Below are 16,764 nucleotides of genomic sequence, written 5' to 3'. Positions count from 1 at the left end.
ACGCGACCAGCCGGAGGCGCGGCGTCAGGGCCCGAAGCGGCGCCAGGACGCGTCCTGCTGGGCCAGGCGGCGCAGGGCGAGCAGGAGCGGCTCGACCAACACGGTGCCGAGCACGACGTACTGCACCGCGGCGTCCACCGAATCGACCGGGATGCCCGCGATCTCGGCCTCGGCGACCTCGGCCATCGACCGCGCGTAGCCGTCGAGCGTCCCGTCGGGCAGCGCGAACCCCGCGGCCTCGAGTCCGTCGACCGCGACCTCGAGGGCGGCGAGCACGTCGGCCGACCCCGGATCGATCGTCCACCCCCACCCGGCCACGAGCGCTTCGGCCCGCGACAGGTCGACGCCCTCGGGGGCCGTCGTCGTGACGGCCGACTGGGCGACGCCGAGCACCTCGGCGACCGTCTCGTGCTCACCGTCGAGCTGCCCGAGGACGGCGCGCGCGCCGGCGACGCTGAGCCCGCCCGCGCCGAGCAACGCCCGGACGAGCCGCAGACGGCGCACGTGGTCGTCCCCGTACCGGGCCTGGGTGGCGCTGGTGCGCTCGCCCTCCGGCAGCAGCCCCTCGCGCAGGTAGTACTTGATCGTGGCGACCGGCACCCCGGTCGTCTCGGCGAGCTGGGAGATGCGCACGGACTGCCCCTTGACATTGGATAGCGCGACTCTCCAATATTGGAGAGCGCCACTATCCATCTAAGGAGACATCATGTCGAGAGTCAACCCGGGCCGCACCACGCACGAGCACGACGGCGAACTCGTCGTCTTCCTGATCGGCATGACCGTCAACCGCTGGTGGCGGCCCGACCAGTGGGGGCCGGTGTTCGCGGCGATGGGACCGATGCTCACCGAGTTGTTCCGTGATCCCGAGAGCGGGCTCGCGGGCATGAGGCTGACGCTCGGACGTGGCGGGCCGGTGCTCGTGCAGTACTGGACCTCTCTCGAGAAGCTCTACGCCTACGCGAGCTCGCCGCAGCAGGCGCACCGGCCGGCCTGGACGGCGTTCAACCGTCGGGCACGCAAGGCCCCGGGGGCCGTCGGCATCTGGCACGAGACCTTCGTGGTCGAGCGCGCCGAGAGCATGTACGTCGGCATGGCACCGTCGGGGCTGGCCCGGGCGACCAGGTCGGTGCCGGTCGGTCCGCGCAGCGACACCGCGCGGGCCCGGGCCGCGAGCGGCCGGACCCCCGGCGCCGCGTCGGCCTGACGCCGCGTGCCGCCCCGCCGCGCCGCGTCCGTCACCGCACCGCGTGTCGTGCACCGCACCCGGTCGAGACGAGGTGCCGTGCACGGGACGCGGTGCGCTGTCGGCCGGTCGCGTCAAGCCCCCACGGGCCCCATTGCCCTCGAGTCGCCTGTGACCCTACGATGAGCCAGACGTGAGCCGCCCTCGTTCGGGGGTGGCTCCAGCTCTGTCGTGAGACAGCCGTGATTACAAGGGAGTAATCGTGTCCGCTGCCCCTGCCCGCTCCTCCTCGACCCCTCGGTCGCGAGCCCCGCGCCGTCCGCGCCGCGGTCTCGCGCTCGCCGCCGGGACCGCCGCCGCGGCGCTGCTGCTCAGCGGCCTGCCCGCGATCGCCGCGCAGGCCGCACCGGTCGACCTCGCCCGCTTCGGCACGGTGACCGCCTCGGCGAGCCAGGCCGACGGCGACGGCACGTTCCCCGCCGAGGCCCTGATCGACGGCGATCCGGCGACCCGCTGGGCGAGCGGCAACGGGCCCGACGAGGACGTCGAGTTCACCGCGTCGGTGATCGTCGACCTCGGCGGCACCGCCCGCGTCGACGCGATCGGCCTCGACTGGGAGGCCTCCTACGCGACCGACTACACGGTCGACGTCACGTCGGGCGACCCGACCCTGCCGGCGAGCTGGACCACCGCGCAGACCGTCGCGAGCGACGGCGGCCGCGACGACGTGACCTTGTCGACGCCCACCGAGGCCCGCTACGTGCGCGTCAGCATGCTGCACCGCTCGGCCGCGACCTGGGACCCGGCGCGCCCCCACTTCTACGGCTACTCGGCCTTCGGCCTGCAGGTCTTCGGTGAGGCCGAGACGCGCTCGGTCACCTTCGACCGGTCGACCGCGACCGTCGCGGCCGGCCAGACCCTGACCGCGGGCCTCAGCCTGACCGGTCCGAGCGACGAGCCGGTCACCGTCCGGGTGCGGTCCACCGGCGGCACGGCGGTGGCGGGCACCGACTACACGGCGCTCGACGAGACCGTCACGTTCGCGCCCGGCGAGACCAGCGCCTCCGTGGACCTCGTCACGACCTCGACGGGCGCCCTCACGCCCCGCAGGTCGATCGAGCTGACCGCGTCCGAGCCGAGCGACCCGACGGTCGTCGGCACGCGGGCCACGCTCACCGTCGCGCTCACCCCGACGGGCACCCTGCCGAACGTCGGCGCGACCACGGTGCTCGACGACTTCGAGGGCGGCGTGCCGAGCGGCTACTTCGGCTGGGGCCAGAGCCCCGCCGTCACCCCGACCCTCGAGACCGGGGAGGCGCAGCGCGAGGGAGCGACCGGCGTCCAGGCCCTGCGCGTCACCGTCGCCGGCCCGACCACCGCCGAGAGCTGGTTCGGCTTCTCGCACGACGTCCCCGCCACGGACTGGAGCGACCACGACGGCTTCTCGTTCTGGTTCAAGGGCGCCGCCTCGGGCCTGCCCCTCCGCTACGAGCTGAAGAACGGCGACGGCGCCCTCTTCGAGCAGACCGTCGTCGACGACAGCGCGGACTGGAAGCAGGTCAGCGTGCTGTTCGCCGACCTCCGTCAGAAGGGCCAGCCGTCCAGCGACCTGCGCTTCGACCCGTCGGCGTCGACCGGCTTCGCCGTGACCCTGACCGGCCTCGGCGCGGGCACCTGGCAGGTCGACGACGTCGCCCTCTTCGAGCGCGCGACGATGATCGAGGACTTCGAGGGCGACGTCCCGCTCGGCACGACGGCCGACCCGCTCGGCTTCTTCACCTGGGGTTCGCCCGCGCCGCTCGAGCCCACCATCAGCCGCGACGTCACCGTGCAGGAGCGCGACGGCCGCGCCGACAACCACGTGCTGAGCGGCACCTCGTCGATCCCGGCCGGCGGCTACGGCGGCCTCAGCCACAACCTCGCCGACAGCCAGGACTGGTCGAGCTACCAGGGCCTGCGCTTCTGGTGGTACGCCTCGCAGGCGAACAACCCGGCCTCCCCGACGGCGGGCGCCGACATCAAGGTCGAGATCAAGGACGGCGACCCGGCCGGCGGCGACAGCGCCGAGACCAGCGAATTGTGGGCGACGACCTTCAAGGACAACTGGGGCAGCAGCACCAACCGCTGGAAGCTCGTCGAGCTGCCCTTCTCGGCGTTCACGCCGTCCGGCTACCAGCCGGGTGACGCCGCGACGACGAACGGCACCCTCGACCTGACGAGCGCGTTCGGCTACTCGTTCACCTTCACCCCGGGCACGCCCGCCCCGGTCGGCTACGCCCTCGACGACACGCAGCTCTACGGCACCCCGGCGAGCGCCGCGTCCGTCACGGTCGACCCGTCGCAGGACGTCTACCTGGTGGACGCCGGCGGCTCGGTCGAGATCCCGCTGACCGTGACGACGGCGGGCGACGAGCCGTTGGCGTCGGACGTGTCGGTCGACTGGTCGACCGCCGACGGCACGGCCGTCGAGGGCACCGACTACGACGCGGCCTCGGGCACCGTGACCTTCGCGGCGGGGACCGCCTCGGGGACGGCGCAACCCGTGACCGTGTCGACCCGCGCCTCCTCGGGGGCCGCCGAGTCGAAGGAGTTCGCGATCGCGCTGGCCTCGACCACGGCGAAGGTCGGTGACGGTCCGCGCGTCGTGATCGGCGCGCACGACCTGCCGTACCTCGACCCGTCGCTGCCGACGGCCGACCGCGTCGCCGACCTGCTCGGCCGCATGACGCTCGACGAGAAGGTGGGCCAGATGGCGCAGGCCGAGCGGCTCGGCCTGTCGTCGCCCCAGGACGTCAGCGGGCGCGCGCTCGGCTCGCTGCTGAGCGGTGGCGGCTCGGTGCCCGAGGGCAACACCGCGGTGGCCTGGGCCGACATGGTCGACGCGTACCAGCGCGAGGCGCTGTCGACGCGCCTGCAGATCCCGATGGTCTACGGCGTGGACGCCGTCCACGGCCACAGCAACGTGGTGGGCGCGACGATCTTCCCGCACAACACCGGCCTCGGCGCGACCCGCGACCCGGCCCTCGTCGAGCGGATCGCCGAGGTCACGGCGACCGAGGTGCGCGCGACGGGCGTGCCGTGGACCTTCGCCCCCTGCCTCTGCGTGTCCCGCGACGAGCGGTGGGGCCGCAGCTACGAGTCGTTCGGCGAGGACCCCGACCTGGTTCGCACCTTCGCCGCCCCGTCGGTGATCGGCCTGCAGGGTGAGGACCCGACCGACATCGGCGGCGCCGACGAGGTGCTGGCCACGGCCAAGCACTGGGCCGGAGACGGCGGCACGAGCTACGACGAGTCCGTGGCCGGCACCGGTGCGTACCCGATCGACCAGGGCGTCACGCACGCCGACTCGCTCGAGGACTTCACCCGGCTGCACGTCGACCCGTACCTGCCGGCATTCGAGGCGGGCGTGGGCACGATCATGCCGTCGTACTCGGCGGTCGACCTGGGCGACGGGCCCGTGCGCATGCACGAGAACGCGGCATTGAACGACGACCTGTTGAAGGGCGACCTGGGGTTCCAGGGCTTCCTGATCAGCGACTGGGAGGGCATCGACAAGCTGCCCGGCGGCAGCTACGCCGACAAGGCCGTGCGCTCGGTGAACGCCGGGCTCGACATGGCGATGGCGCCGTACAACTACGGCGCGTTCATCGACGCGATCGTGGCGGCCGTCCGCTCCGGTGACGTGGCCGAGTCGCGGGTCGACGACGCCGTGCGTCGCATCCTCACGCAGAAGTTCGACCTCAACCTGTTCGAGCAGCCGTTCGCCGACCGCACCAACGTCGACGGCGTCGGCTCGGCCGAGAACCGCGCCGTCGCCCGTCAGGCCGCCGGCGAGTCGCAGGTGCTGCTGAAGAACGCCGGAGGCGCGCTGCCGTTGGCCGCGGACGCCGACCTGTACGTGGCCGGCTCCAGCGCGGACGACCTCGGCCGCCAGATGGGCGGCTGGACGATCAGCTGGCAGGGCGGATCGGGCGACACGACGACGGGCACGAGCATCGCCGAGGGCATCCGTGAGGTCGCTCCAGGCGCCTCGGTCATCCTCAGCCCCGACGCCTCGGCACCGATCGGCGCCGGGCAGACCGGTGTCGTCGTGGTCGGCGAGCGTCCGTACGCCGAGGGTCAGGGCGATGTGCCGAACAACGGCTCGAGCCTGTCGCTGACGGCCTCCGACCAGGCGATCGTCGACGAGGTCTGCGCCGCTGCCGCATCGTGCGTGGTGCTCGTGGTCTCGGGCCGACCGCAATTGCTCGGCGACGTCGTGAGCGTCGCGGACGCTGTCGTCGCGTCGTCGCTGCCGGGCTCCGAGGGCGCCGGCGTCGCCGACGTGCTGTTCGGCGACCGACCGTTCACCGGGCGCCTGCCCGTGACCTGGGCGGCCAGTGCCGACCAGGTGCCGATCAACGTCGGCGACGCCGACTACGAGCCGCTCTACCCGTACGGCTGGGGCCTGCGCACCGACGGTGCCCGCGAGCGTCTGGAGGCGCTGGTCGCCTCCCTGCCCGAGGGCGCCTCCCGAGCGGCGGTGCAGGCCGTGCTCGACGCCGACGTGTGGGACGGCGACGGTGCCGTGACGGACGCCGCCGCCGCGCTGCGCCTCCTGCTCGCCGCCGTCGCCCCGGTCGGCGGGACCGACCTCGGTGCGATGTCCACGGCGGACGCCCTCGTGTCGGTCGCCCGCGACCTCGCCCAGCAGGCGATGGTGGACGGCACGGCGGTCGACGGGTCGGCGGCCCTGACGGCCGACGCCGAGAACGCGCTGCAGCGCGGTCTGCCGGACGTGGCACTGGCCGGGTTCGCGACGGTGCTCGGCATCGACCTGGACGTCGTCGAGCCGACGAAGGTCGTCGTGCCCGGCACGCTCGACCCCGCGACCGCCCGCCCGGGCGACACGGTGTCGATCACGGCGACCGGGTTCGTCGCCGGGGAGGACCTCGCGGGCACCGTGTTCTCGGAGCCGCAGTCGATCGGTGCCACGACGGCCACGGCGGCCGGGGTCGGCGTGCTGCGGTTCGTCGTGCCGGCCGACCTCGAACCCGGGACGCACGTCGTCGAGCTCGAGGGGACGGGACAGATCGCCCGGGCCACCCTGACGGTGCTCGCCGCGGCGGTGCCCGGCGACCCGGGGACGCCGGGTGGCGGGACGCCGGGCACGGGCACGCCGGGCACGCCGGGTGGCGGCGGCTCGGGCACGGGCACGGGCACGGGCACGGGCACGGGCGGCACCGTCGTGGCGTCGTCGGTCGGGCTCGCCTGGACCGGCTCGGGCGAGTGGATCGGCATCGCCCTCGCGGCGTTCCTGATCGTGGCGCTCGGGGTCGCCCTGCGGCTGCGTCGGCCTCGCGACCGCGGCTGACGCGCCCCCGCCGCACCGCGCCTCCCCCACGAACCCCGTCTCGAACGATGCACCCCGCTTCTTCCGGGTGCATCGTTCGGAACGGGGTTCGTCGTCGCGTCGGCGCTGCGTCACCTGAACGCAGCCGCTGCTAGCGTCACGGGGTGCTCACCACCGACCGCCTGCTGCTGCGCCGCTGGCACGAGTCCGACCGTGCGCCGTTCGCGGCCCTCAACGCCGACCCCGAGGTGATGAGGTACTTCCCCTCGACCCGCACGCGTGCCGAGAGCGACGCCCTGGCCGACCGGCTCGACGCCGCGATCGAGGCGGACGGCTTCGGGCTGTGGGCCGTCGAGCGTCGCGACTCGGGTGCGTTCGTCGGCTTCGTCGGGCTGTCCCGTCCCTCGTTCGACCCCGCGCTCGTGGGGCAGGTCGAGATCGGGTGGCGACTCGCCCGTGAGGCCTGGGGTCAGGGCGTCGCCACCGAGGCCGCCCGGGAGGTCGTCCGGTTCGCGTTCGACCCGGCCGGCGCCGACCTGCCCGCCCTGGTCAGCTTCACGGCGGCGACCAACGACCCGTCCCGCCGCGTGATGCGCCGCCTCGGCATGGCGCACGACCCCGCCGACGACTTCGAGCACCCCCCGCTCCCGCCGGGCCACGCGCTCCGGCCGCACGTGCTGTACCGCCTGAGCCGCGCCTCCTGACCCGCGCCTCGTGATGCCACCGGCGACGCCGCTCCGGGCGAGGGACCGCCGAGGCAGGGGGCACGCGAGACACGACGGTCCCCACCCTGTGGCCTACCCGGGCTCGACCCCGACCAGGCGGTCGTCCACGTCCGCCGCGGCGAGCACCGTGCCCACCTCCGCCAGCGGGATCGTCCCGCCCACGAGCGACTCCAGCGGCCACCGCCGCCACGCTTCGGTCGCCCACGCCACGGACGAGTCGAGCCGCTCCGGCTCCGCGTCGCGCACGCCGCCGACCGTGACGAGCCCCTCGACCAGTCGGGCACCGCTCACGCCGACCTCCCCGCCACGCGCTGCCGCCCCCGCCAGCACCACGACTCCCCCGACGGCCACCCGCTCGACCAGGGCCGACGCCGCCGCGACCCCGTCGAAGGCCAGCCCCACCGTGCGGTGACGCCCCGACCGGTCGACCGACGCGAGCACGCGAGAGAGGGCGTGCGACCCGGTCGCCGCCCCGGGGTCGGCCACGGCGACGGCGCCGAACGCGTGCGACCGCTCGCGCCGCGCCTCCTCGGGGTCGACGACCACGACGCGCGCCCCGGCGTCCGTGGCCATCGCCGTCGCGACCAGTCCGACGGCACCCGCCCCCGACACGACGACGACCTGGCCCGCGAGTGACGGCACCCCCGAGAGTCCGAGCACCGAGGAGGCGCGGTGCAGCACCTCCGCGGCCGTCGCGGTCACGCCCGCCACCGGGGCGAGCACGGCCGCGGGCACGTCGTCGGCGACGACCACCACGGTGGTCCCCCGGCGCAGGTGCACGTGGCTCGCGACCGTGCCGGACAACTGCCAGCTGCGCCGCGTGCGCTCCTCGCCGTACCGCTCCCCCGAGACGCAGGCCGAGGTCAGACCCCGATGACACGGGACGCACCGACCGCACGCCACGGTGCCGGACCAGACGACGCGCATGCCGGGCCGCAGCCGTCGGCCGTCGTGGGCGCGGGCGTGCTCGTCGGCCTCGACGACCTGCCCGACCGCCGAGCCGCCCGGCACCACGGGCAGGCACGCCGACCCCCGATCGCCGAGGGAGCGCACCACGTCGAGGCGGACGGCCGTGAGCTCGACGGCGACCAGGGCGTCCCCGCGCGCGAGGCGCACCCCGGGCACGGCGATCTCGCTGAAGCCGTGTCCGCTTCCGACCCCGGCGCCGAGCCAGACCTGTGCCGATGCCGGCGGGTCGAGGCACACGTCGCGGCCGTCGAGCACGGGACGCATCGGGTCGACCCGCGGCCGCCCCGCCTGCGTCGCCCTCGACATCGTCCCCCACCCCTCGCACCCGGCCTCCGGCGCACGCCCCGACCCTAGGCAGGGCGGGTGGCGGTCCGGCGAACCGCGGGCGTCCACCCGGTGAACGCGTCGCACCGTCGAGTGGGCGGAAGATGCCGTCACCCACCCCGTGACCAGCATCTCTTGCCCACTCGAGCCCCGGTCACGGCACCGGCAGGAGGGACGGAGGCGCGGCCCGGCTCAGGCGACCGGCGTCAGCCCCAGCGCCCGGATCACGTCGTCGGCCTCGTCCTCGGGCGACCGGCCGGCGTCGACCACGACGTGCCGCTCGTCGGCCTCGGGCGGTTCGAGCGTCGCGACCTGCGAATCGAGCAGGGCGGTCGGCATGAAGTGGCCCTCGCGGGCGGCCATGCGGTCGCCGAGCAGGTCGCGGCTGCCGCGCAGGTAGACGAAGACGACGTTGTGCTCGCGCAGCACGTCGCGGTACTTCCGTTTCAGCGCCGAGCAGGTGATCACGCCGGGCACACCCGCCAGGGCGTGTTCGACGATCCAGGACGAGACCGTGTCGAGCCAGGGTGCCCGGTCGTCGTCGTCGAGCGGGGTGCCGGCCGCCATCTTCTCGACGTTCTCGTCGGGATGCAGGTCGTCGCCCTCGTACGAGTCCCAGCCGAGCCGCTCGGCGAGCAGGGCCGCGACGGTCGACTTGCCCGAACCCGACACGCCCATGACGACGAGCACGGGGTCGGCGGCGTACGGACCGCCCGCCGGCACCGCGCCTCCCGCATCCGGCGCGGCAGCCGAGGAGGCGCGGTCCGCGTTCTCGAGGACGGTCATCAGATGAACACGCTCGCGAGCATGACCCCGGCGAGGGCCGTGAGGCTGAGGACGCACTCCATCAGGCTCCAGGTCCTGAAGTTCTGGCCGACCGTGGTGCCGAGGTACTCCTTGATCAGCCAGAAGCCGGCGTCGTTCACGTGCGACAGGAAGACCGAGCCCGCACCGATGGCGAGCACCAGCAACGACGCCTCGGGGGTCGACATGTCGGCGGCGAGCGGGGCCATGATGCCGGCGGCCGTGACCGTGGCGACGGTGGCCGACCCGGTGGCGACGCGGACGAGCGCCGCGACCACCCAGGCGACGAGCAGGACGCTCACGCCCGACTCCGACACCGCGTCACCGATCACGGTCCCGATGCCCGTGTCGATCAGGACCTGTTTGAACCCGCCACCGGCGCCGACGATGAGCAGGATGCCGGCGACGTCGGGCAGCGACGAACCGAGCGTCTTCGACACGGCGGCCTTGTCCATGCCCCCGGCGCGGGCGTAGAAGACCATCGCGTAGAGCACGGCGACGGTCAACGCGACCATCGGCGTCCCGAGGAACTCGAGCAGGTCGACCCAGGTGCCGGTCGCCGTGGGCAGCGCCGCCTCGCGGATCGAGCGCGCGAGCATGAGCACGACGGGCAACAGGATGCCGATCAGGGCGTTGACGAAGCTCGGGCGCCTGCGGGCCGAGCCCTCGCCGCCGTCCTCTTCCTTCGAGACGAAGAGGTCGGGGACCGGCACGGGCGCCCACTTCGCGGCGAGCTTGGAGAACAGCGGGCCGGCGACGACCACGGTGGGGATCGCGACGAGCACGCCGAGGCCGAGCGTCAGGCCGAGGTCGGCGCCCACGGTCGAGACGGCGAGCAGCGGGCCGGGGTGCGGGGGCACGAGGGCGTGCATCGCCGAGAGGCCGGCGAGCGCCGGGATCGCGATGCGCATGAGCGGCAGGCCCGACCGGCGGGCGACGAGCACGATCACGGGGATCAGCAGCACGAGGCCGACCTCGAAGAACATCGGCAGGCCGATCAGCGCGCCGATCAGGGCCATCACCCAGGGCAGCGCCTTCTGCGACGAGCGCGAGATGAGGGTGTCGACGATGCGGTCCGCTCCGCCCGAGTCGCTGAGCAGCTTGCCGAACATCGCGCCGAGCCCGATCAGGATGCCGACGCTCGTCATGGTCGAGCCGAAGCCGGTGCCGAAGCTCGTGACGGCGTCGCCCGGGGCGAGGCCGGCGCCGATGCCGACCCCGACGGCGCCGAGCAGCAGCGCCAGGAAGGGGTGGACCTTGAGCCAGGTGATGAGGCCGACGATCACGACGATGCCCACGAGGGCCGCGATGATCAACTGCGCGTCGGTGCCCGAGGGCGTGGGGGCGGCCGTGGCCGCTGCGAGGAGGTGCATTCCGTCGCGTCCTTCCGAGGACGCTTCACTGCGACCTCTTCGTCGTGGGCCGGAGCCCGGGGGGTTGTCGTCCGTCGGCGCCGGACGGATGTCTGGCAGTCTTGTCCCACGAACGAATCTGATTAGTGTGAATAATCAGACTTATGGAGTGTGCCACAGTCGGCACCACCCCGCCACCTGCCTGCCCACCCCCCTCGATCAAGGAGTCGTCGATGACCCCCGGCCTCGCAGCATCACGAGAACGCGGCCTGCACGCCCGGGTGGTCGACGTCCTCGGAAGCGAGATCGTCGACGGTCGACTGGCCGTGGGCTCCATCCTGAACCTCGACGACCTGGCCGTCCGCTTCACGGTGTCCCGGTCGGTGCTGCGCGAGGCCCTGCGCGTGCTGCAGTCGCTCGGCATGGTCGAGCCGCGTCAGCGCATCGGCACGCAGGTGCTCCCCCGCACCTCGTGGGATCTCATGAACCCGCAGATCATCCTCTGGCGCGGTCGCAGTCCCGAGTACTTCGTCCAGATGCGCGAACTGCTCGAGCTGCGGCTCGGGCTCGAGCCGGTCGCGGCCCGACTGAGCGCGCTCGCCTTCACCCCCGACCAGGCCTCCGCCGTCGAGGACGCCGCCCGCACCATGGTCGCCGCCGCCGCGTCCGGTGACGGCCGCGCCTACCTCGAGGCCGACGTCGCGTTCCACACCGCCGTGCTGCGCGGCTCGGGCAACGACGTCATCGGCCACTTCGCGTCCACCGTCGAGGCCCTGCTGCGCACCCGGACCGAAGAACGCCGCTTCACCATCACCGAGTACACGCCCGCGGCGGCCGGACTGCACCTCGACCTCGCCCTCGCGATCCGGGCCGGCGACGCCGACGAGGCCTTCTCGCGCTCGTGGCGGCTGATCGACACGACCGTCGACGAGTTCGTGGCCGAGTCGGGCGGCTCCCCCGCCGTCTGATCGGCCCCGACCGCCCGCCCGCCCGGCCGTGGCCGTTGCTCGGCGACAGCCTCCCGCCCGGTCCCGGCCGTGCGGTCGGCGCGTACGGCCGACTCACCGAGGAGGCGCGGTGGACGCACAGGCGCCCGTCACGTCCCGTTCACGCACCGGTCGCCCCCGGGGTGGAGCATCGACGCATGATCTCGCTCAGCGCCCTCGTCAAGCCGAAGGACGGAATCCACTCGGTCCGCCTGCTCGAGAAGAGCCTCCGCGACCACTACGAGAACGTCCCCGTCACGGACCACCAGTACCTCGTGCGCTTCGCCGACGGTCCCGCCCTGGTGACCGACGAGCTCGCGGGTCTGCGGGTCGACGTCGTGGTCTCGGACGAGCGGGCCGCGTCGCACTTCCGCGAGGCGCTGGCGGGCGAGATCGCGACCCGCGTCCTCGGGCGCACCGTCGACGTCGTGTGGTCGCGCTCGGCGAGCGTCCCCGCGCCGCTGCGCTGAGGCACGGCGGAGCCGAGGGGGTCAGTCCCCCTCGGCGTCGGCGGCCGCGATCAGCTTCGTCATCGTGCGGTGCAGCACGACGAGCTCGTCGGGCGTCACCCCGAGCCGCGCCATCATGCGGGCGGGGATGCTCTCGGCCTCACGCCTCGACGCGGCACCGGCCGGGGTCAGCTCGATCGACAGCGCGCGCTCGTCGTCGGCCCGGCGCGCTCGGGTGAGCATGCCCTGGGCCTCGAGCCGCTTGAGCAGCGGACTGAGCGTGCCCGGGTCGAGCCGCAGCAGACGACTGAGCTCGCGACCCGACAGCGGTGCGTGCTGCCAGAGGGCCAGCATGACGAGGTACTGCGGGTGCGTCAGCCCCAGCGGCTCGAGCACCGGACGGTAGGCCGCCACGACGCCCCGCGAGGCGACCGAGAGCGCGAAGCAGATCTGGCTCTCGAGTTCGAGCGGATCGGCGCCGGCGGCGCTCATGCCCGCGGCGCCGGGCAGTGCACCATGGTGCGGACGCCCGTGCGGTCGACGACGTGCTCGTCCATCGGGGCGCCGCAGAGCGGGCAGGCGCCACCGTGCTGGGGGGCCACCGCCGGCGCCTCGTTCTTCAACCCCAGCTGCGCGCCGCCGATGTAGGGACGCAGTCGGGCGTTCATGCGCTCGACCAGGTCGCCGAACCTGCTGCCGTGGTCGTGGTGCCGCTCGGGTCTCGTCATGATGGTGAGTCTACCAATGATTGGTGCCCCAACGACAGGGTTGCGGCCGGTGGAGACACGACCGCGCCCGCCCCGACGAACGGGGCGGGCGCGGAACGGCGGAACCGAGGAGGCGCGGGTGGCGTCGCTCAGGCGACCTTGCGACCCTGCGCCAGCGTCTGGTGCGCCCGGGCGGCGAGTTCGCCGCGGACCAGCACCTCGTACCGACCGGCCTCCATGGTGCGGACCGACGAGAAGTCGCGACGACCACGCAGCATCTTGTGGCCGACGAAGCCCCACAGCGCCCCCCACAGCGCACCGAGGCCGACGGCGACGAGCAGCACGCCGATCCAGGCACCCGTCGGGGCGAAGATGCCGAAGAGCAAGCCGAGCAGCAGGCCGAACCACGCTCCGCCACCGGCGCCGCGTCCCGCGGCCTTGCCCGAGGTCAACCGACCCGACACGTTCTCGACGGTCCGGATGTCGTGCCCGACGATCGACACGCTCTCGACGGGGAAGCCCTCGTCCGACAAGAGGTCGACGGCCGACTGGGCGTCCTCGTACTTCGTGAACGACGCGAGCACCTGGGGGTAGCCCGCACCCGCGAAGGCGCCGATGCCGCCGGGGCCCGGGGTGCCCGTCGTCGGCGTGGCCTGCGGCCCGGGCTGGCCGTAGCCGGGCTGGCCGTACGGCGCGCCCGACCGGTCGCCCTGACCCGGCACCGTGCCCGACGGGCCCGGGGCCTGCCCGGCCTGCTGACCCTGGTCGCCTGCCGGCTGCCCGGCGGACTGCGGTGCGTACTCGCCGTACGCGGGGCGGGGGCGGTCGTCGGGGGTGGGCGTGGTGTCCTGCTCGTTGCTCATGCTCCCGTTCTATCGCGCCCGCGTCGACGCGGAGGGAATGCACAGACGGCCCACAGCATTCCTTGGCCCGCTCCCAGTCCCACCGGCCGCACCACGGCCCCTCCCATGCTCGGGTGTCGGTCACGTGGGGCAGGATCGACGGATGACCACCACCCACGTCCTCGTGCTCGACTTCGACGGGACCGTCTGCCTGGGCGACGGCGCCGTCCTGACCTACGCGCGCCTCCTGGACGAGGCCCTCACGGCGACCGACGAGCGGCACCCACCCCGGCTGGTCGAAGCGGTGCTGGCCCGGTTCGTCAACAGCCCCCTCGCCGACGAACCCGCCGGGGTCGAGGCCGCCCTGGCCGAGGCCGACGGGTCGCCCGACGGGTACGTCGTCGCCGAGCGTGTCTCACGCGCCCTCGGCGTCGCCGACGCGGCCCGCTCGGCCGCGTACGCCGGCGCCCGGGCTGCCCTCGCGGACGGCCGCCTCGAGATCGAGGCTCCGGACGGACTCGCCGAACTGCTCGACTCGCTGCCCGACGGCGTGCGCGTCGTGCTCGTGACGAACTCCCCCGAGCACGGCGTCGTCCAGCCCCTCGAACGACTGGGCCTCGCCGACCGCGTCGACGAGATCGTCACCGACGCGCGCAAACCGTCCGGGCTGCCCGCCGTGCTCGACCGGCTCCGCGCCGACGCGGGTCTCGCCGGCCGCCCCGACCGTCTGCTCAGCGTGGGCGACATCTGGCCGAACGACCTCGAACCGGCCGCCGCCCAGGGTTCGCCGACCGCGTTGGTCGAGCGGTTCCCCTCCGTGGACGCCCGGCCGACGCATCGCGCGGGGACGCTACCCGAGCTGTACCCGGCGATCCGCGCCTGGGCGGGACGCGCCTCCTGAGCCGAGCCTCCACCGACCAGCCGCACGCCCTGAGCGCGCCGCGCCTCCGGGACACGGCCCCCGAGGAGGCGCACCACCCGTCGCGAGATCGGCGTCGGCGTCAGACCGTCGCCGGCACCACCGCGAAGCGGGCACCCGGGTGGTCGGCCGAGAGGTGTGCGCCGGGACGGCCGAGCATCTGCTCCCGCAGCGTGCCTGTGGCCGGCTCGACCGGCATCCGGCCGCGGCGACGCAGTTCGGGCACGACGAGGTCGGCGAAGTCGGCCAGGTCGGCCGTGCCGAAGATCGGCTCGATCAGGAATCCGTCGAGGTCGGTCTCGTCGACGAGCCGCTCGAGCTCGTCCGCGACCTCCACGGGGTCGCCGACCAGCTGGAGCCCCCGGGTGCCCTTGCCTCGCAGGTCGTCGAGGATCTCGCGCACGGTCGGGGCCGGCGAACCGTCCTTCGGCAGGAACCGGTCGATGTTGCTCTGACCCATCTGCCCGACGGGGCCGCCGTCGTCCTGCAGCTGCGTTAAATCGCGGGACGGGTCGAGCGAGAGCAGGTCGATGCCCGTGTTGCCCGCGTAGAGGACGGCGACGACCTCGTCGGTCTGGAGGTCGTCGAACTCCTTCCGCAGCGCGACGGCCTCGTCGTGGGTCGGGGCCACCGTGACGGTCAGCCCGACCATGATCTTGACCAACTCGGGGTCGCGGCCGAGGGCGGCCGCCTTCGCGCGGATGTCGGCGACGTTCGCGGCCGTCTTCGGCACCGTCGTGCCCTGCACGAAGACGCACTCGGCGTTGCGCGCGGCGTAGGCGCGCCCCCGGTCGGACGTGCCGGCCTGGAACAGGACGGGCGTCCGCTGCGGGGACGGGGCGACCGTGAAGTAGCCGGACGACCGGAAGTGCTCGCCGGCGAACTCGACCCGGTGGATGCGGTCTCGGTCGGCGAGGACGCCCGCCTCGGCGTCGCCGCGGAACGCGCCGTCCTCCCAGCAGCCCTCCCAGAGCGTGATCGCCAGGTCGACGTACTCGTCGGCCTGGTCGTAGCGGGCGTCGTGGCCGCGCATCTCGTCGTGGCCGAACAGCTCGGCGACGGTGTTCTGCGAGGCGCCCGTGACGATGTTCCAGCCGATGCGGCCGCCCGTCAGGTGGTCGAGCGTGGCGAAGCGGCGGGCCGACTGCACGGGGTGGTCGAGGCCGGTCGACGAGGTGACGACGAAGCCGAGGCGTTCGGTCTCGCGGGCCAGGGTCGGGATCAGCAGGGCCGGGTCCATGCCGGGGAAGTTGATGCCGCCCCGCGCCGCGGTCTCGGGCAGGTCGCCGTCGACCGACGGGTAACCGAACCCGTCGGCGAAGAACAAGAAGTCGAAGCCGGCCGCGTCGAGCAGCTTCGCCATGCCGATCCACAGGTCGAGCCCGTGGTAGCCGAGCGAGTCGCTGCGCGGGTGGGACCAGCTGAGGGTGCCGCCGACCTGGGGGCCGGCGACTTCGAACACACCGAGACGGATCTGCTTCATGCCGTCAGTGAACCGGATGGTTCACCCAGAGTCCAGCCCCGAAACAAGGTCTTAACACGGGGCTCCCCTCAGGCGGGGACGGCGGCGGCGCGGACGCGGGCGACGAGCGCCGCGGTCGCGTCGACGGCCGCGCGGTCGACGGCCGCGCTCGCCCCGGCGCTGAGCAGCGTCGCCTGGAGACCGCGCCAGAGCGCGACCGTCTCGTGCGCGAGCGACTCGGCCCGCGCCTCCTCGACGCCCTCGGCGCGGTACGCGGCCGCCACCTGACCCACCCACTCGGAGCCGATGTCGCCGAGCAGCGAGGCGTAGCGCTCGCGATCGAAGCTCGCGAGGCCGAACACCTCGAAGAACAGGCGGTTGAAGGGCTGGTTGACGGGATCGGACACCGTCCGCCAGACGGCGAGGAGGCGCTGGTCGAGGGGCAGGTCCGGCCCGGCCAGGTGGTCCACGACCCCCACGATGCCCGGGAACCGCCGTTCGGCCCCGTGCAGCGCCGTGACGACCAGTTCTTCGCGGCTGCCGAAGTAGTACAGCAGCATGCGGTTGTTCGAGCCGACCGCCGTCGCGAGGGCGCGCAGGGTGAGCTGGCCGACGCCGTTCTCGAGCACGTGGTCGACGACGCGCTCGAGCAGTTCGGCCCTCTTGTCGGACGACTCACGCGTGGCCATGACCCCGAAACTAACGTCTCG

The 16,764-nt window shown here is 73.7% G+C and carries 15 protein-coding genes; 6 read left to right on the top strand and 9 right to left on the bottom strand.

Annotated elements, in window-relative coordinates; all coding sequences use genetic code 11:
• Window positions 1–24 precede the first annotated feature (24 nt).
• Window positions 25–633, bottom strand: coding sequence for a MerR family transcriptional regulator (locus ACIOSR_RS08655; RefSeq protein WP_402752365.1), 609 nt, complete (start codon window positions 631–633; stop codon window positions 25–27).
• A gap of 73 nt (window positions 634–706) precedes the next feature.
• On the opposite strand from ACIOSR_RS08655, the gene ACIOSR_RS08650 reads away from it, so the two are divergent.
• The 3 genes from ACIOSR_RS08650 to ACIOSR_RS08640 all read left to right on the top strand — a co-directional run bounded on the left by ACIOSR_RS08650 (window position 707) and on the right by ACIOSR_RS08640 (window position 7,219).
• Window positions 707–1,204: a DUF4188 domain-containing protein gene (locus ACIOSR_RS08650; RefSeq protein WP_173152438.1), complete on the top strand. Its 498-nt coding sequence runs from the start codon at window positions 707–709 to the stop codon at window positions 1,202–1,204.
• A 241-nt stretch (window positions 1,205–1,445) separates the two neighbouring features.
• Window positions 1,446–6,536, top strand: coding sequence for a glycoside hydrolase family 3 N-terminal domain-containing protein (locus ACIOSR_RS08645; protein ID WP_402752364.1), 5,091 nt, complete (start codon window positions 1,446–1,448; stop codon window positions 6,534–6,536).
• Between the two features lie 143 nt (window positions 6,537–6,679).
• Window positions 6,680–7,219 (top strand): GNAT family N-acetyltransferase, encoded by a 540-nt coding sequence (locus ACIOSR_RS08640; protein WP_402752363.1) that lies wholly within the window; start codon window positions 6,680–6,682, stop codon window positions 7,217–7,219.
• Window positions 7,220–7,312: 93 nt separating this feature from the next.
• Here the strand turns inward: ACIOSR_RS08640 and ACIOSR_RS08635 are convergent, their stop codons facing one another.
• From ACIOSR_RS08635 to ACIOSR_RS08625, 3 genes are all read right to left on the bottom strand, one after another.
• A complete protein-coding gene (locus tag ACIOSR_RS08635) occupies window positions 7,313–8,515 on the bottom strand; it encodes an alcohol dehydrogenase catalytic domain-containing protein (RefSeq protein WP_402752362.1) in 1,203 nt (400 codons plus the stop codon).
• 210 nt (window positions 8,516–8,725) lie between these two features.
• Window positions 8,726–9,319, bottom strand: a complete 594-nt coding sequence (locus tag ACIOSR_RS08630; RefSeq protein ID WP_082452443.1) for a gluconokinase — start codon at window positions 9,317–9,319, stop codon at window positions 8,726–8,728.
• Window positions 9,319–10,710 carry a GntP family permease gene (locus ACIOSR_RS08625; protein ID WP_402752361.1) on the bottom strand — a complete coding sequence of 464 codons (1,392 nt, stop codon included), beginning with the start codon at window positions 10,708–10,710 and terminating at the stop codon, window positions 9,319–9,321. The genes ACIOSR_RS08630 and ACIOSR_RS08625 overlap by 1 nt, the downstream gene beginning before the upstream one ends.
• 212 nt (window positions 10,711–10,922) lie before the next feature.
• Between ACIOSR_RS08625 and ACIOSR_RS08620 the strand changes: the two genes are divergently transcribed.
• Window positions 10,923–11,657 carry a FadR/GntR family transcriptional regulator gene (locus tag ACIOSR_RS08620; RefSeq protein WP_200413187.1) on the top strand — a complete coding sequence of 245 codons (735 nt, stop codon included), beginning with the start codon at window positions 10,923–10,925 and terminating at the stop codon, window positions 11,655–11,657.
• 176 nt (window positions 11,658–11,833) lie between these two features.
• Window positions 11,834–12,145, top strand: coding sequence for a hypothetical protein (locus ACIOSR_RS08615; protein WP_056048270.1), 312 nt, complete (start codon window positions 11,834–11,836; stop codon window positions 12,143–12,145).
• A 21-nt stretch (window positions 12,146–12,166) separates the two neighbouring features.
• Here ACIOSR_RS08615 and ACIOSR_RS08610 read toward each other — a convergent pair whose 3' ends face one another.
• The 3 genes from ACIOSR_RS08610 to ACIOSR_RS08600 all read right to left on the bottom strand — a co-directional run bounded on the left by ACIOSR_RS08610 (window position 12,167) and on the right by ACIOSR_RS08600 (window position 13,694).
• Window positions 12,167–12,616, bottom strand: a complete 450-nt coding sequence (locus ACIOSR_RS08610; RefSeq protein ID WP_056048272.1) for a MarR family winged helix-turn-helix transcriptional regulator — start codon at window positions 12,614–12,616, stop codon at window positions 12,167–12,169.
• Window positions 12,613–12,852, bottom strand: a complete 240-nt coding sequence (locus tag ACIOSR_RS08605; RefSeq protein WP_123520256.1) for a hypothetical protein — start codon at window positions 12,850–12,852, stop codon at window positions 12,613–12,615. Before ACIOSR_RS08605 ends, ACIOSR_RS08610 begins: the two co-directional genes overlap by 4 nt.
• A gap of 128 nt (window positions 12,853–12,980) precedes the next feature.
• Window positions 12,981–13,694 (bottom strand): general stress protein, encoded by a 714-nt coding sequence (locus ACIOSR_RS08600; protein WP_402752360.1) that lies wholly within the window; start codon window positions 13,692–13,694, stop codon window positions 12,981–12,983.
• A gap of 142 nt (window positions 13,695–13,836) precedes the next feature.
• On the opposite strand from ACIOSR_RS08600, the gene ACIOSR_RS08595 reads away from it, so the two are divergent.
• Window positions 13,837–14,574 (top strand): HAD family hydrolase, encoded by a 738-nt coding sequence (locus ACIOSR_RS08595; protein ID WP_402752359.1) that lies wholly within the window; start codon window positions 13,837–13,839, stop codon window positions 14,572–14,574.
• 100 nt (window positions 14,575–14,674) lie between these two features.
• Here the strand turns inward: ACIOSR_RS08595 and ACIOSR_RS08590 are convergent, their stop codons facing one another.
• Together ACIOSR_RS08590 and ACIOSR_RS08585 are read right to left on the bottom strand one after the other, a co-directional pair.
• Window positions 14,675–16,075: an NtaA/DmoA family FMN-dependent monooxygenase gene (locus ACIOSR_RS08590; RefSeq protein WP_402752358.1), complete on the bottom strand. Its 1,401-nt coding sequence runs from the start codon at window positions 16,073–16,075 to the stop codon at window positions 14,675–14,677.
• Window positions 16,076–16,143: 68 nt separating this feature from the next.
• Window positions 16,144–16,743: a TetR/AcrR family transcriptional regulator gene (locus ACIOSR_RS08585; RefSeq protein ID WP_056048284.1), complete on the bottom strand. Its 600-nt coding sequence runs from the start codon at window positions 16,741–16,743 to the stop codon at window positions 16,144–16,146.
• Window positions 16,744–16,764 lie beyond the last annotated feature (21 nt).

The sequence above is a fragment of the Frigoribacterium sp. NPDC087798 genome (assembly GCF_044742985.1).
Lineage (GTDB): Bacteria > Actinomycetota > Actinomycetes > Actinomycetales > Microbacteriaceae > Frigoribacterium.
Note: the sequence above shows the minus strand (reverse complement) of the source record. Positions and strands in the feature narration are given on the sequence as shown.

Bases quoted from the DNA above. Each gene is read 5' to 3' on its own strand.
- ACIOSR_RS08650 (WP_173152438.1), top strand. From the start codon at position 707: ATGTCGAGAGTCAACCCGGGCCGCACCACGCACGAGCACGACGGCGAA.
- ACIOSR_RS08635 (WP_402752362.1), bottom strand. From the start codon at position 8,515: ATGTCGAGGGCGACGCAGGCGGGGCGGCCGCGGGTCGACCCGATGCGT.
- ACIOSR_RS08630 (WP_082452443.1), bottom strand. From the start codon at position 9,319: ATGACCGTCCTCGAGAACGCGGACCGCGCCTCCTCGGCTGCCGCGCCG.
- ACIOSR_RS08625 (WP_402752361.1), bottom strand. From the start codon at position 10,710: ATGCACCTCCTCGCAGCGGCCACGGCCGCCCCCACGCCCTCGGGCACC.
- ACIOSR_RS08620 (WP_200413187.1), top strand. From the start codon at position 10,923: ATGACCCCCGGCCTCGCAGCATCACGAGAACGCGGCCTGCACGCCCGG.
- ACIOSR_RS08615 (WP_056048270.1), top strand. From the start codon at position 11,834: ATGATCTCGCTCAGCGCCCTCGTCAAGCCGAAGGACGGAATCCACTCG.
- ACIOSR_RS08610 (WP_056048272.1), bottom strand. From the start codon at position 12,616: ATGAGCGCCGCCGGCGCCGATCCGCTCGAACTCGAGAGCCAGATCTGC.
- ACIOSR_RS08605 (WP_123520256.1), bottom strand. From the start codon at position 12,852: ATGACGAGACCCGAGCGGCACCACGACCACGGCAGCAGGTTCGGCGAC.
- ACIOSR_RS08600 (WP_402752360.1), bottom strand. From the start codon at position 13,694: ATGAGCAACGAGCAGGACACCACGCCCACCCCCGACGACCGCCCCCGC.
- ACIOSR_RS08595 (WP_402752359.1), top strand. From the start codon at position 13,837: ATGACCACCACCCACGTCCTCGTGCTCGACTTCGACGGGACCGTCTGC.
- ACIOSR_RS08590 (WP_402752358.1), bottom strand. From the start codon at position 16,075: ATGAAGCAGATCCGTCTCGGTGTGTTCGAAGTCGCCGGCCCCCAGGTC.
- ACIOSR_RS08585 (WP_056048284.1), bottom strand. From the start codon at position 16,743: ATGGCCACGCGTGAGTCGTCCGACAAGAGGGCCGAACTGCTCGAGCGC.